The sequence below is a fragment of the Sphingomicrobium astaxanthinifaciens genome, from assembly GCF_022865105.1.
In the GTDB taxonomy this organism is placed as follows: Bacteria; Pseudomonadota; Alphaproteobacteria; order Sphingomonadales; family Sphingomonadaceae; genus Sphingomicrobium; species Sphingomicrobium astaxanthinifaciens.
The window spans coordinates 659724-673447 of sequence record NZ_JAKNYM010000002.1; the positions used below are offsets into that span (position 1 = coordinate 659724).

The 13724-nt window shown below is 68.2% G+C and carries 13 protein-coding genes, 2 tRNA genes and 1 pseudogene; 2 read left to right on the plus strand and 14 right to left on the minus strand.

Annotation, left to right across the window (positions count from 1 at the left end):
- Nucleotide 1: 1 nt before the first annotated feature.
- The 8 genes and pseudogenes from L8951_RS07070 to L8951_RS07100 form a co-directional block, all read right to left on the minus strand.
- Nucleotides 2-1030 carry a substrate-binding domain-containing protein gene (locus L8951_RS07070; protein WP_244382288.1) on the minus strand — a complete coding sequence of 343 codons (1029 nt, stop codon included), beginning with the start codon at nucleotides 1028-1030 and terminating at the stop codon, nucleotides 2-4.
- A gap of 132 nt (nucleotides 1031-1162) precedes the next feature.
- Nucleotides 1163-1675 (minus strand): sensor histidine kinase, encoded by a 513-nt coding sequence (locus L8951_RS11725; protein WP_407696411.1) that lies wholly within the window; start codon nucleotides 1673-1675, stop codon nucleotides 1163-1165.
- A pseudogene (locus L8951_RS11730) lies at nucleotides 1664-2167 on the minus strand (histidine kinase dimerization/phospho-acceptor domain-containing protein); the annotation flags it as partial. The gene L8951_RS11725 and the pseudogene L8951_RS11730, both read right to left, overlap by 12 nt.
- Before the next feature lie 33 nt (nucleotides 2168-2200).
- Nucleotides 2201-2647 (minus strand): hypothetical protein, encoded by a 447-nt coding sequence (locus L8951_RS07080; RefSeq protein WP_244382290.1) that lies wholly within the window; start codon nucleotides 2645-2647, stop codon nucleotides 2201-2203.
- Between the two features lie 49 nt (nucleotides 2648-2696).
- A complete protein-coding gene (locus L8951_RS07085; protein WP_244382291.1) occupies nucleotides 2697-3041 on the minus strand; it encodes a hypothetical protein in 345 nt (114 codons plus the stop codon).
- Nucleotides 3042-3087: 46 nt separating this feature from the next.
- Nucleotides 3088-3660, minus strand: a complete 573-nt coding sequence (locus L8951_RS07090; protein ID WP_244382292.1) for a helix-turn-helix domain-containing protein — start codon at nucleotides 3658-3660, stop codon at nucleotides 3088-3090.
- A gap of 304 nt (nucleotides 3661-3964) precedes the next feature.
- Nucleotides 3965-4050 (minus strand) — tRNA-Tyr (locus L8951_RS07095).
- A 66-nt stretch (nucleotides 4051-4116) separates the two neighbouring features.
- A tRNA-Gly gene (locus L8951_RS07100) sits at nucleotides 4117-4190 on the minus strand.
- 100 nt (nucleotides 4191-4290) lie between these two features.
- Between L8951_RS07100 and ku the strand changes: the two genes are divergently transcribed.
- Nucleotides 4291-5154 carry a non-homologous end joining protein Ku gene (ku, locus tag L8951_RS07105; RefSeq protein WP_244382293.1) on the plus strand — a complete coding sequence of 288 codons (864 nt, stop codon included), beginning with the start codon at nucleotides 4291-4293 and terminating at the stop codon, nucleotides 5152-5154.
- Entirely contained in the window at nucleotides 5151-6938 is a 1788-nt protein-coding gene (ligD, locus tag L8951_RS07110) for a DNA ligase D (protein ID WP_244382294.1), read from the plus strand. The genes ku and ligD overlap by 4 nt, the downstream gene beginning before the upstream one ends.
- 20 nt (nucleotides 6939-6958) lie before the next feature.
- Here the strand turns inward: ligD and L8951_RS07115 are convergent, their stop codons facing one another.
- The 6 genes from L8951_RS07115 to L8951_RS07140 form a co-directional block, all read right to left on the minus strand.
- Nucleotides 6959-7303 (minus strand): hypothetical protein, encoded by a 345-nt coding sequence (locus L8951_RS07115; protein ID WP_244382295.1) that lies wholly within the window; start codon nucleotides 7301-7303, stop codon nucleotides 6959-6961.
- Nucleotides 7300-8253 carry a prolyl aminopeptidase gene (gene pip / locus L8951_RS07120; RefSeq protein ID WP_244382296.1) on the minus strand — a complete coding sequence of 318 codons (954 nt, stop codon included), beginning with the start codon at nucleotides 8251-8253 and terminating at the stop codon, nucleotides 7300-7302. The genes L8951_RS07115 and pip overlap by 4 nt, the downstream gene beginning before the upstream one ends.
- A gap of 70 nt (nucleotides 8254-8323) precedes the next feature.
- The gene (locus L8951_RS07125) at nucleotides 8324-10564 is read right to left on the minus strand and encodes a TonB-dependent receptor (protein ID WP_244382297.1); all 2241 of its coding nucleotides are present in this window, start codon (nucleotides 10562-10564) and stop codon (nucleotides 8324-8326) included.
- A 198-nt stretch (nucleotides 10565-10762) separates the two neighbouring features.
- The gene (locus L8951_RS07130; protein WP_244382298.1) at nucleotides 10763-12133 is read right to left on the minus strand and encodes a glutamate--cysteine ligase; all 1371 of its coding nucleotides are present in this window, start codon (nucleotides 12131-12133) and stop codon (nucleotides 10763-10765) included.
- 40 nt (nucleotides 12134-12173) lie between these two features.
- Nucleotides 12174-12914 carry a 16S rRNA (uracil(1498)-N(3))-methyltransferase gene (locus tag L8951_RS07135; RefSeq protein WP_244382299.1) on the minus strand — a complete coding sequence of 247 codons (741 nt, stop codon included), beginning with the start codon at nucleotides 12912-12914 and terminating at the stop codon, nucleotides 12174-12176.
- Between the two features lie 45 nt (nucleotides 12915-12959).
- The gene (locus L8951_RS07140) at nucleotides 12960-13601 is read right to left on the minus strand and encodes a superoxide dismutase family protein (protein ID WP_244382300.1); all 642 of its coding nucleotides are present in this window, start codon (nucleotides 13599-13601) and stop codon (nucleotides 12960-12962) included.
- Nucleotides 13602-13724: the final 123 nt, after the last annotated feature.

Consider the following 13724-nt stretch of genomic DNA (forward strand, 5'->3'; position numbering starts at 1 on the left):
CCTAGAGCGAACTGCCGTCGAGGACGGTCATCTCGCTCGCCACGGCGTCCGAACTGGCGCGCTGTTCATCGCCCAGCGCGACCAGCCCGCGGGTCGCGAGCAACCCGCCCGGCTGCCAAGCGTCCTTGTAGGCGGCGATGAAGTCGGCGAGCGCGGGCTTGGCCGCCGCATGCTGCTTCTTGGCATAGACGTAGAGCAGCCGCGCGGCCGGATATTCGAGGCTCGAGATGGTCTCGGGGGTCGGTTCGACGCCATCGAGCGCGACCGGGCGGACCTTGTCGGCATTGGCGTCGAGGAAGCTGTAGCCGAGGATCCCCAGCGCGCCGGGTTCGCCCGAAACCTTCTGGACGAGGAGGTTGTCGTTCTCGCCGGCTTCGACGAACGCCCCGTCCTCGCGGATCTTGGTGCAGGTCGTCTTGTGCGCGTCTTCGTCGCTGTCCTTGAGCGCCTGCATCTCGGCATTGGCATCGCACCCGACTTCCATCACCAGTTCGACGAAGCTGTCGCGCGTGCCCGAGGTCGGGGGCGGCCCGTAGACGAGGATCGGCGTGTCGGGCAGCGAGGGATCGATGTCCGACCAGCGGGTTGCGGTCTGCTCGTCGCCATAAGGGGTGGCGGCCAGCGCGCGATAGACCTGCTCGCTGGTGAGCGTGAGCGGCGCATCGCCGGCGGCGTGGATGAGGGTCAGCCCGTCGATCCCGATCGGCAGTTCGAGGATCTCGGTGACGCCGGCGGCCTCACAGTTCTCGAACTCGCTCGACTTCATGCGCCGCGAGGCGTTGACCATGTCGGGATATTGCGTGCCGAGGCCCTCGCAGAACAGCTTCATGCCCGATCCGGTACCCGTCGACTCGACGAAAACGCGCACGCCCGGATTGGCGCGCTCGAACGATTCCGCGACCGCGGTGGTGAACGGATAAACGGTCGAGGAGCCGACGATCTTGATCTCAGTTGCGGACGGCGAATTGCCCCCCGACCCGCAGGCGGTAAGGAGCGCGGCGAGCGAGGCGCCCAGCAGCAATTTCTTCATGTTGGTTCTCCCCATTTCGGGCCCCCGTGGCCCGTCATGCAATGGGGCGGATAGGGGGTTCTCTGGCAGCCTCTGTGACCGACGCGTGACAATATGATGACTCGGTGCGCGGGATTTTGCGGGCACGCGCGGTCAGCGCGCGATCGGCAGGTCGACGGTGATGGTGGTGCCGGTGCCCAGCGCGCTGGCGATGTTGAGCGTGCCGCGGTGGCGCTCGGCGATATGCTTGACGATTGCGAGCCCGAGCCCGGTGCCGCCGCTGTTGCGGCTGCGCGCCGCGTCGACCCGATAGAACCGCTCGGTCAGCCGGGGCAGGTGCTCGGGCGCGATCCCCGGCCCCTTGTCGCTCACCGCGAGGCGGACGCGATCGCGGCCCGATCGCCGCACCGCCACGCTGACCGTGTCGCACCCCTCGGTGCAGCCATAGCGGATCGCATTGCCGAGCAGGTTGTCGGCAAGCTGGAGCAGCTGGGTCTCGTCGCCGAGGATCGCGGGCACGCCCTCCTCGATCTCGGTCGCGATCGCGCAGCCGCGCCGCTCGGCGAGCGGGCGGTTCTCCTCGACGCACTTGCGCACCAGCGCGCCGAGGTCGATCTCCATGCGCGGCGCGAGGTAGCGGTCGGCCTCGATCCGCGACAGCGCCATCAGGTCGGTGACGATGCGCAGCATGCGCTTGGCCTCGGACTCGATGGTGCGGGCGAACTTGCGGCGTGTCGCCTCGTCCATGGCGCCTTTCTCGGCGAGCGTCTCGGCAAAGCCGAGGATGCCCGCGAGCGGGGTGCGCAGCTCGTGGCTCGCGTTGGCGACGAAATCGACCCGCATCCGCTCGGCCGCCCGCTGCGCGGCGCGGTCGGTCATGCGGACCATCACCACCTTCTCGTCGATCGGCGTGACCTCGACGAGCCAGGGCTGGTCGGCGCGACCGAGCCCCTCGACCTCGAGGCTGGTGCGCCGCGCCGCGGTGATCGCCGCCAGCACCCGCGGGTGGCGGATGGCGAGGCGGATGTCCGAATTGGCGAGGCGGAAGCCGAACTGGTCGCGGGCGGCGCGATTGATCGCCATCAGCCGCTGCCCCTCGACGAGGATCACGGGGTCGGCGAGCGCGTCGATCAGGGCGGCAACCAGCGGATTGAACATGCCGAGGCTTTTAACGCGCCCGTCGGGGCCGGGCTAGCCGGTTGACGACTGCATCCGCCACGGCTCGCCCTCGCGCAGCCGCAGCGCGTGGCGCACGGTGGCGATCAGCAGGATGAGCAGGATCGGGTAGACCCAGAAGCGCGCCGCCGCGGCATAGGCCTGCGGCAGCAGCGCGAGGTTCACCGCCTTGGCGGCGTGGCTGAAGCTGGTGGTGAGCTGGAGCCCCGCGACCCACAGCGGCCAGAAGCGGTCGGACCGGAGCGCCAGCGCGACATAGACGGCGAGCACCGCGAGATCGACCAGCAGGACGCCCATCTCGACCCCGCCATAGCGCCGCTCGACGGGGCCCATGACCACGACCGTCACGATCGAGGCGATGACCGAGACCGAAGCGACGACCTTGTGCTCGCGGCCGCCGGCAACGAAGGCGTAGCCGCAGACGGCGAGCAGGATCAGCGTATAGACGAGGGGTGGCAGCATGATGGTCTCACCGGGTCGCACCGCGATGCGACCCGGTCAATCCTTTCGCTCAGGCGACGACGCGCAGGTCGGCGGTTCCGGTGGTCTCGGGGCATTCGCCAAGGTCGCCATAGCCGGTGGTGCGCAGCCCGGGCACGAGGGCCTGCGTTTCCTTGAGCACCTGGTGCGCCTTGGCCATGCCGCCGCGCGCGCGGACCAGCGCCTGGATGCTGTCGGCGACCTCCTCGAGCGCCTCGTGGCCGGTGGCGGTGGCCACCCCCGCCACGCTGCGCGCGTGGATCATGCGACCCTGCAGCTCGGCGATCGCGGCGATCGCCCCCTCGATCTGGTCCTCGACGGCGCGAACCTGGGTGGCAACTTCGAACGCGGCGGCCTGGATGGCTTGCTTGCGCATGGCGAATCTCCTCTCGTCGCGGCGACCCCGGGTCACGCGAGGAGGATCAGCTCGACAATAGCCGGGCGAGGCTTTCCAGCCCGGCCATGTACATGCCCGCCGAGAAGGTCGCGCCCAAGGCGATGAGCGCGATCCACAGCAGGCGCATGCCGATCCCCATCTCGTTGCGGGGTCGTTGCCGCGTGGCAAACGGCAAAGGCAGGGAGAACCGGGTATCCGCACCATCCTGCTCGGTATTGGACAGAGCGGGCCCGGAACTCCCTGCACGATCGACGTGCCGAATCTGTTTGCCGATCGCCGCTTCGGAATGGACGGGTTCGGCGGGGTCGGGAATGTACGGAGATTGACATATCAAGCGTTGATAAGGGTCTTCCCCCGGCGCCGCCTCGTGATCGGCGAGCAACCGCGCCGCCTGCTGGCGCCGCGACACCCCGAGCGTGTGCAGCGCGATGCGGATGCGCTGGTCCACCGTGTGCGGCGAGATCCCGAGCTTGGCGGCGATTTCCTTGCTATTGTGGTGCGCGGCGACGAGGCGCAGGCATTCGCGCTGCCCCTCGGTGAGGCGGGCCAGGCGCGCCTCGGGGGAGGCGTCTTGCTCGTCGCGCAATTGCTCGCTCATCCTTGGTCCCGGGTCCACTACCTCTTCTGCCCTCGCATCGGGCGAGGCGCCTACCTTAGTGCAATTGTCGGCGCGAAACCACCAACCCGCATTAACCAGCAATTCAATCGGCCCGGCGCGCCACCGCCGCCGCCTTCTATAACGTTTCGCCTATGAAACAAGCTGCTCGACCCGCGTCGGCGGGAGGGTGAGGCCGGCGGCGGGCGCCCGCCGGGCGCGCTCCGGTGCGGATGGAGACAGGCGCGCGCGCCCCGCCGGGACGGGGCGGGAGCGGGAGGGATCGGGGATGATCGGGGGGGAACAATGGTGGACAGGGCTGGATTCGAACCAGCGTACGCTTGCGCGGGCAGATTTACAGTCTGCTGCCTTTAACCACTCGGCCACCTGTCCACAGATGTTCGGCAGGGGCGCCATTTGGCGGCTGCCACGCCGCCTGTCAACCGCCTTGCGGGCGGCTGGAGCGGGTAGCGGGAATCGAACCCGCATATCTAGCTTGGAAGGCTAGTGTTCTACCATTGAACTATACCCGCCCGGGGCTGCGAGCGATGCCTCTGCCAAAGCTCGGCGCGCCGGTCAATCGGGAACGCGGCGGCGTTGCCGGGCTTTGACCGGGCGAAAGGAACCCGCCCGATGCCCGCCCGTGCCAGCTGGAAAGGACAGATCCGCCTCGCGCTCGTCGCGATCCCGGTCGAAATCTACCCCGCCACCAAGTCGGGCAGCTCGGTGAGCTTCCACCAGGTCCACGAGCCCTCGGGCCAGCGCGTGCGCTACGAGAAGGTGGTGCCGGGCATCGGCCCGGTCGACCGCGACGAGATCGTCAAGGGCTACGAGATCGACAAGGGCGAATATGTGCTGCTCGAGCCCGAGGAGGTCGAGGCGGTCAAGCTCGAGAGCAAGCGCACGCTCGAACTCGTCCAGTTCGTCGATGCCGGCGAGATCGACGCGATCTATTTCGAGAAGCCCTATTATGTGGTGCCGCAGGACGAGCTGGCCCAGGATGCCTTCATCGTGCTGCGCGATGCCTTGCGGCAGGCGGGCAAGGTCGGGATCGGCCAGCTCGCCATGCGCGGGCGCGAATATGTGGTGAGCGTCAAGCCGTGCGGGCGCGGGCTGGTGCTCGAGACGCTGCGCTACGAGGAGGAGCTGCGCAAGGCCGAGGCCTTCTTCCGCGAGATCGGCGAGGACAAGCCCGACGCCGAACTGCTCGAGCTCGCCACCAGCCTGATCGACAAGAAGACCGCGCCCTTCGACGCGAGCCAGTTCGAGAACCGCTATGTCGAGGCGCTGCGCGATCTCATCGACAAGAAGGTGAAGGCCAAGGGCAAGCGGGTGATCGGCGATGCCACGCTCGACGAGGAGCGTCCGCAGGGCAGCAATGTCGTCGACCTCATGGCCGCACTCAAGGCGAGCCTCGATGAAGGAAAGGGCAAGGCGAAGGCGGCCGCGAAGAAGAAGGCGGGCGCGAAGAAGACGACGCAGAAGAAGGCCTCTTGAGCTACCGCCCGCCGCAGAAGGCGACGCTCAGCGACCATGTGCCGACCCGTTGCGACTGGCTGTTCGAATATAAGTATGACGGCTACCGGCTGCTGCTCGACACCGGCGACGCGGTGGCGTGGACCAAGAATGGCAAGGACTGGTCGGACCGCTTCGCGGGGCTCATCGAGGCGGCATGCGCGCACTTTCCCAAGGGCTGCCTCGTCGATGGCGAGGCGGTGGTGCTGGGGTCCGACGGCCAGCCCGATTTCGGCGCCTTGCAGCGCGCGCTCAGGAAAAGCGGCGGCAAGGACATCCTCTTCTTCGCCTTCGACCTGATCGAGGAGGAAGGCAAGGACCTCACCGGCCTCACCAACCTCGAGCGCAAGGCGCGGCTGGAAGCGCTGATGGAGGGGGCGCCGCCGCCGCTCTTCTATGCCGAGCATGTTTCGGGCGGCGGCGAAGCAATGCTCGAGGCGGTGTGCCGCGAGGGTGGGGAGGGGGTCATCGCCAAGCGCGCCGCCGCGCCCTACCGCCACCGCCGCACCCGCGACTGGCTCAAGGTGAAATGCAGCAACCGGCAGGAATTCGTCATCGTCGGCTGGGTGGAAAGTGACAAGAAGGCGCGGCCCTTCCGCTCGCTGCTGCTCGGCGTGCACGAGGACGGCGCGCTGCGCTACGCGGGCAAGGTCGGCACCGGCTTCGACCATGAGACGATGGTGGCGCTCAAGAAGAAGCTCGAACGCCTGTCGCGCAAGACGCCGCCGCTCGAGGTGCCCCGCGGCGAGGCGAAGGAAGCGCGTTGGGTCAGCCCCAAGCTGGTCGCCGAGGTCGCCTTCACCGAATTCACGAGCGCGGGCACGCTGCGCCATCCCAGTTTCCTCGGGCTGCGGTCGGACAAGCCCGCGCGGCAGGTCAAGCGCGAGCGCGCGCTGCCGACGGCGGCGGGCGTCGGGGTGAAGGTGACGAGCGCCGAGCGCATGGTCTTCGCGCAGGCGCGCGTCACCAAGGGTCAGCTCGCCGATTACTATGCCGCCATCGCGCCGCTGCTGCTGGTGCATGCGGCGCGGCGCCCGCTCACGCTGGTGCGCTGTCCGCAGGGGCGGTCCAAGCACTGTTTCTTCCAGAAGCACGGCGCCGATGCGCTCGGCGATGCGGTGCATGGCGTGCCGATCCGCGAGAAGGACGGCGGCACCGAGGACTATCTGTGGGTCGAGGACGCCAAGGGGCTCGTCCAGTGCGCGCAGATGGGAACGATCGAGTTCCACGGCTGGGGCAGCCGCAACGACGCGCTGGAGGCGCCCGACCGGCTGGTGTTCGACCTCGACCCCGACGAGGGGCTCGATTTCGCCGACGTGAAGGCGGCGGCGGTGAGCGTGCGCGACATCCTTGCGGAGATGGGGCTGGACAGCTGGCCGCTGCTGACGGGGGGCAAGGGCGTGCATGTCGTCGCCCCGCTCGACGCGAGCGCGAAGTGGCCCGCCGTGAAGAGCTTTGCCGAACGGTTCGCGCGGGCGTTGGCGCAAGATCGTCCCGACCGGTTCACCGCCAATATCCGCAAGAACAAGCGCGGGGGAAAGATCTTCCTCGACTGGCTGCGCAACCAGCGCGGCGCGACCGCGGTGATGCCCTATTCGGCGCGCGCGCGGGAGGGCGCACCGGTGGCGGTGCCGGTCAGCTGGCCCGAACTGGCGTCAGCGAACAGCGGGCACGACTGGCACGTCGGCGACCTCGAGAAGCTGCTGCGCCATGCCGAGGGGTTGACCGGCTGGGGCAAGGCGAAGCAGTCGCTGCCCGACCTCTGACGTCGCCCCGGCGGCCCGGGTCAGTCGATCACGAGCGCGAGCCCGATGATACCGAGCGCCACCATCAGCACGCCGCCGATCACCAGCAGCACCTTGCCCGTGCTCGGCGGCTTGGCCTGCTGGCGCTCGAGTCCCTTTGGGGTGAGATAGTAATGCCCGCCCGCGGTGCGCCCGATAAAGCCCGCCTTGTGCAACGCCTTGACCGTGCGCGCGTGGCTTTTCTTCCCGCCCGGCAACGCGACGGCGTCGGCCGGCCGGAGCGCGCCCGCGTCCTTGAGCGTGTCGAGGATCTGCTTCTGCTCGGCAGCGACCGCGATCGCGGCCGCGATGGCGCCCGAGCTGGCGATGGTCGCGCCCGCGTTCACTGGTCGGCGAACCGGTCGGTGGCGCGCACGAGGCCGTCGAGGATGCCGGGCTCGGCATAATTGTGGCTGCCGTCGGGCACGATCTGGAGGTCGACCTCGGGCCACGCCTTCTTCAGCTCCCACGCCGAGCGCGGCGGGGTGCAGCTGTCGTGGCGCCCCTGCACGATCACGCCCGGGATGTGCCGGATCTTGTGCACATCGCGCAGGATCTGGCCTTCCTCGAGGAAGCAGTGGTGGCGCATATAGTGGTTCTCGATCCGCGCCATGGCGATGGCCTGGTCGGCGTTCTGCATATGCGCCATGACATCGTCATTGGGGAGCAGGGTGACCGTCACCGCCTCCCAGCGCGACCAGGCGCGCGCGGCCTCGAGCTTCTTCTCCTCGTCATCGCCGGTGAGGATATGGTGGAAGGCGGTGATGGGATCGTCGCGCCCGTCCTCGGGGAGGACCGAGAGAAAGCGGTCGAACTCGTCGGGATAGATCTCGCTGGCGCCATATTTGAACAGCCAGCCATATTCGTAATCCTCGCCGAAGAAGATGCCGCGCAGGATGATCTCGCTCGCCCGCTCGGGATGCGCCTGCGCATAGGCGAGGCTCAGCGTCGAGCCCCAGCTGCCCCCGAACACCTGCCACTTTTCGTGGCCGCAATGCTCGCGGAGCTTCTCGATGTCGGCGATCAGGTGCTGCGTGGTGTTGTTCTCGAGGCTGGCGAAGGGTGTCGAGCGCCCGCAGCCGCGCTGCTCGAACAGGAGGACGTCGTACTTCTCGGGGTTCCACTGGCCGCGGTGCGCGGGGCTGATCCCCCCGCCCGGCCCGCCGTGGAGGAAGACCGCGGGCTTGGCCCCCGGGGTGCCGACGCGCTCGTAATAGATGGAATGACCGTCGCCCACGTCCATGTGCCCGCTCTCGTAGGGCTCGACGATCGGGTAGAGGGTGCGGCGTTCGGTCATGCAGGTCTCCAGCAACAAAAAGGGCGGCCCCGAAGAGCCGCCCCCGATGCCTAGCGAGTTTTTGCCCCGCTTAGAAGTTCACGCCGATTTCCGCGCCGATGATGCGCGGTTCGTTGACGAACCCGGTGAGGTTGTTGAAGTCGATGCCCCCCACCGCGCTCGCATCGTCGAGGATGTTGCGCGCGAAGACCGCGACGTCGAAATCGTCGGTCTTGTAGCCGACCCGCAGCCCGCCCTCGAGCAGGCGATCGTCCGAGAATTCGACGCTCTCGTAGAGGAAGAAGATGATCTTCGAACGATAGTACCAGTCGGTGAACAGGTAGAGGTCGCCGGCGCCGACCGGATGCTCGTAGCCGAGCGTCCAGTTGGCGGTCCATTCGGGCGCCTGCGGCAGCTGGTTGCCGTCGATCAGCACCTGCGCGGGGTCGAAGGTCACCGGGTTGAACGGCACCACCACCGGGTCGAGCACGATGCAGGCCGCGCCGCAGCTCTCGACCACCAGGTCGGGATCGTCGATCTTGGCCGAATTGTACGAGACCCCCGCGGTGAGCGTCAGCCCGCGCGCCGGCCGCGCCATCAGCTCGGCCTCGATGCCCGACCCGTTCACTTCCTCGGCGTTGAGCAGCAGGTTGGCGTTGGTCGCCCCGCCGACCGCCGAGAGCTGGAGGTCGTCGGTGGTGAACATGTAGCCGGTGAGGTTGAACATCACCGAATCGAAGCTGGTCTTGACCCCCGCCTCGTAGCTCATCGTGGTCTCGCTGTCGGCGCGCGACATGTCGCGGTCGAACAGGATGCGACCCTGCAGCGAGGGCGCGCGATAGCCCTTGGCGACGCGGGCGAAGAGGTTGATCTGGTCGTCCACCTCATAGACCCCGCTGACGTCCCAGGTCAGCACCTCGTCATCGGCCTCGAGCGTCATCGCGGGGACCGGGCCGCCGAAGAAGGCGCGCCCGTCGAGCGGGCGCTCGGCGACGAGCGTCTTGTCGTCGAGGTTGTAGCGCGCGCCCGCCTGCAGCGTCAGCCCGCTGTCGAAGGCGTAGCTGAGGCTGCCGAACAGCCCGAGGGCCTCGGCGTCCTGCCGCTGGTCGACGATCGCGACCGGGGTGAGGTCGGTCGGGGTGGCGAAGTCGAAGCTCTCGATGTCGATCTTCTCGTTGAAGTAGAAGACCCCCGCCTGGTAGCCGAGCCCGTCCGTGTTGTTCGAGGCGATGCGCAGTTCCTGCGTGAACTGGTCGAGGCTCGGGATATTGTCCTGGCTCTGCGCCGGGAAGGGGATGAACCCGGGCCCCATGTCGGGCAGGAACGAGGCGCCGAAGCCGCCGTCGATGTCGCCGCGGCTGAACAGCTGGCCCGCCCAGTAGCTGGTGATCGAGTAGAGGGTCACCGGCCCGAGGTCGTAATCGAAATGCGCCGACAGGTTGTAGTTGTCGAGTTCCTGGAAGTTGAGCCCGTCGCCGCGCACCTGCGAGCGCACGAATTCGCCGCCGTCGACCCCGACCAGTTCGTTCGACCCGGTCTCGAACAGGTTGGCGCGGAAGACGCGCGCCGAACCCTGCTGGCTGCGCAGCTGGCCGGTCAGCCGCAGCGAGCTCGCCTCGTTCGGCTCGACCAGCAGCTGGACGCGCGCGGCGACATCGTCATAGCCCTCGAGATTGTTCTCGCCCGGCGCGTCGAGATTGTCGATCCAGTCGTCACGGTGCTGGTACAGCCCCGAGACGCGGACCGCGACATTGTCCGCGAGCATCGCGCCCACGCCCGCCTCGGCGGTGATCGAATTGTAGCTGCCCCAGCTCGCCTTGGCATAATTCTCGGCGGTCAGCCCCGGCTTAACGGTGTCGAACTTGACGATGCCCGCCGGGGTGTTGCGCCCGAACAGCGTGCCCTGCGGCCCGCGCAGCACCTCGACCCGGTCGAGGTCGAACACCGGGAACCCCTTGAGGATCGGGTTCTCGAGGACGACCTCGTCATAGACGAGGCTGACCGGCTGCGAAGCGTTGAGGTCGAAGTCGGTGTTGCCGAGCCCGCGGATGTAGAAGCGCGGGAAGGTGCGCCCGAACGAGCTTTCGATGTTGAGGCTGGGGACACGGCCCGCGAGCCCGCGGATGTCGGCGCCGCCGGCGTTGATCGCGGCGAGCGTGTCGTCGCCCACGGTCGCGACCGAGATCGGCACGTCCTGCAGGTTCTCCTCGCGGCGCTGCGCGGTGATGACGATGACGCCGAAGCCTTCCTCGGCATCCTGCAGCACGCTGTCCTCATCACCCGTCACCTGCGCGGCGGCAGGCGTGGCGGCGAACGCCGTGGCGGTGGCCATGGCGGTAAGTGAAATCATTTTCGAAAGGCGACGCATCGAATTCTTCCCCATCTCAGAGGTTTGAAGGGTCCGGCCCCCGCGCCGGTCCCGATGCTTCGCGCCCTCTAGACCATGATGCCCCAGAGTCAATCAACAGCTGGCATCATGGTGAAAATTTCATGTCGCGTGACCGGCATGCATCGCTTTTTCGGCGCGAAATCAGAAGCTTTGATCGCCGTAGACCGGCTCGACCGAGCCGTTCCATTCGCCATGGTAGAGCGCCAGCAGCCGGTCGGCGGGCGACTGCTTGCGGGCGAGGATCTCGCGCAGCGGATCGAGAAACCCCGTCTCGTTGTCGCCCGCCGCGTTGGTGCGCGCGCGCGCGGTGAGGCCGTGGTGCGCCAGCTCCACGACGCGCTCGGCCAGCGCCTGCATGGTGCCGCCGCCGGGGACCGGGGTGCGCAGCCCGAGCCGCGGCACGTCGGCGCGCAGCCGCTCGCGCTCCTCGAGGCTCCAGTGCCGGCACAGGTCCCACGCCGCATCGAGCGTGGCCCCGTCGTAGAGCAGCCCGACCCATAGCGCGGGCAGCGCGCAGATCCGGCTCCACGGCCCGCCGTCGGCACCGCGCATCTCGAGGAAGCTCTTCAGGCGCACCTCGGGGAAGATGGTCGACAGATGGTCGGTCCAGTCGGCGCGGGTCGGCGTCTCGCCCTCGAGCCCGTCGAGCCTGCCCTCGAGGAAGTCGCGAAAGCTCTTGCCCGCCACGTCATGGTAATGCCCATCGCGGAAGACGAAATACATCGGCACGTCGAGCGCATAGTCGCACCAGCGTTCATAGCCGAAGCCCTCTTCGAAGACGAAGGGGAGCATGCCGGTGCGATCGGGGTCGGTGTCGGTCCAGATATGGCTGCGGAAGCTGAGGAAGCCGTTGGGCTTGCCCTCGGTGAAGGGCGAGTTGGCGAACAAGGCGGTAGCGACCGGCTGGAGCGCGAGCCCGACCCGGAACTTCTTCACCATGTCGGCCTCGGACGCATAGTCGAGGTTGACCTGGATGGTGCAGGTCCGCTGCATCATGTCGAGCCCGAGGCTGCCGACCGTGGGCATGTAGCGGCGCATGATGCCGTAGCGTGCCTTGGGCATCCACGACAGCTCGTCCCTGGTCTTGTCGGGCCACATGCCGAGCCCGAGGAAGCCGAGCCCCAACTTCGTGCCCACCGCCTTGACCTGGCGCAGGTGGCGCCCGGCCTCGGCGCAGGTCTGGTGGAGATGCTCGAGGGCGGCGCCCGACAGTTCGAGCTGCCCCGACGGCTCGAGGCTGACGGTGCCGTCCTCGCCCGTCAGCGCGATAAGCTTGCCCCCCTCGATCACCGGCCGCCAGCCGAATTCGGTGAGCGCGTCCAGCAGGTCGCGGATGCCGCCCGGCTCCTCCCAGCTGGGGGCGCGGTGGTCGGCGGTCCGGTAGACGAATTTCTCGTGCTCGGTGCCGATGCGCCAGTCGCGCGCCGGCTTCTCGCCCTGCGCGAACAGCGCGAGCAGGTGGTCGCGGCTGGCGATCGGCGGGCTCTCGGAAAGGTCGGTGCGCGTCGTCATCGCGCCCGCCCTAGCGCGGCGCGGCGCACCCGCCTAGCCACTAAACGCTCCAGTCCCCCGCGCTCGCCATGTACGCCGCGATCGCGGCGAGCGCGGCGGTCTCGGCGCGCAGGATGCGCGGCCCGAGCGAGATGGCGATCGCGCCCTCCTCGGCGCGGATCATCGCGCGTTCCTCGGGCGTGAATCCGCCCTCGGGGCCGACGAGGATGGTGGCGGGCGGCGGCGCGAAGCTCGCCAGCGCGGGCGCCCCGCCCTCCTCGTCGGCGAAATAGAGCGGGGTGCGCTCGCGCTCGAGCAGCCAGCGCTTGAGCCGCACCGGGGGCAGCAGCGTGGCGAGCGCGGTGCGCCCGCACTGCTCGGCCGCCTCGACGATATGCGCGCGGATGCGATCCTCGCCGACGCGCGCCGCGATGGTGCGCTGGGTCAGCACCGGCTGCAGGCGCTCGACCCCCAGTTCGACCGCTTTCTCGACGAGGAAGTCGATCCGCTGCTTCTTGATCGGGGCGAAGGCGAGGGTGAGCCCGCTCGCGGCCTCCTGCGGGCGGGTCTGCGCGGTGACCCGCAGCCGCACCCGCTTCTTGCCCGTCTCGATGATCTCGCCGCGCCATTCGCCGTGCGCGCCGTCGAACAACAGCAGCGCATCGCCCGGCTGGCGCCGCATCACGGTGCCGACATAATGCGCCTGCGGCTTGTCGAGGTCGATCTCGACCCCCTCGGTTAGCGGGGTGTCGATAAAGAGGCGGGGCAGGCTCTCGGGCGGCCAGGCGGGGGTAGCGGGCATGGCCAACGCCTAGCCCCCCGCCTCGCGGCTTGCCAAGCCTTGGCGTCAGTCGCCGGGTGCCTCGCGGAACTCGAACGGATCGCGCCGTTCGCGCCGTTCGATTTCGCCGCACGCCACCGGCAGGCTAATCAGGTAGCCGCCAGTGGGCAGGCCGTCGTTGACGCCGCCGGGCACGGTGAGGCCGTGCACCACGACCGCGCCGAGTTCGAGCGGGCGCAGGTCGCCCTTAACGATATTTTCGCCGGAAATCGGATTGATATATTCGTTGAGATCGATGGTGATCTCGGTCGATACGCTACCGTCGAGATCGTCGTCGATATTATCGAAATCGACGACGATGCCGCCATAGAGCGGCAACCCTTCGCCAAGTTCGACGAAGCCGTCACCATCGCTGTCGCTGGCGATCGTCGGGCAGATCGCATCCCCGACCGCGCCTGCGGGGGTGTCCGACCCGTGGATATGCGCGAGGTGGATGCCACCCGCTTCAAGGCCCTCGACCTCGATCCGCACCTGGAGGTAGCGATTGCCCCGTTCCTGGAAAATGAAGCGACCGGTCACCCCGCTGCCGTTGAGCGCGTCGAGCTCGGCGACGTGGGTGGGATTGGTGATCTTTTCGGGTTGCGATGCGGCGGGTGCGGCCAGCAACGGGATCGCCGCGGCCGCGCAAAGGAACGACTTGCACGTCACACTCATCTCCTATCGTCGATTTTGAAAGGTTGCCAAACGCCTGCCATCCCCCCGGTCGTTCGCTCTGTTAAACACCCGTATACCAACCATGTTAACTTTTGCATAGACCGGGGCTGTGGGAGG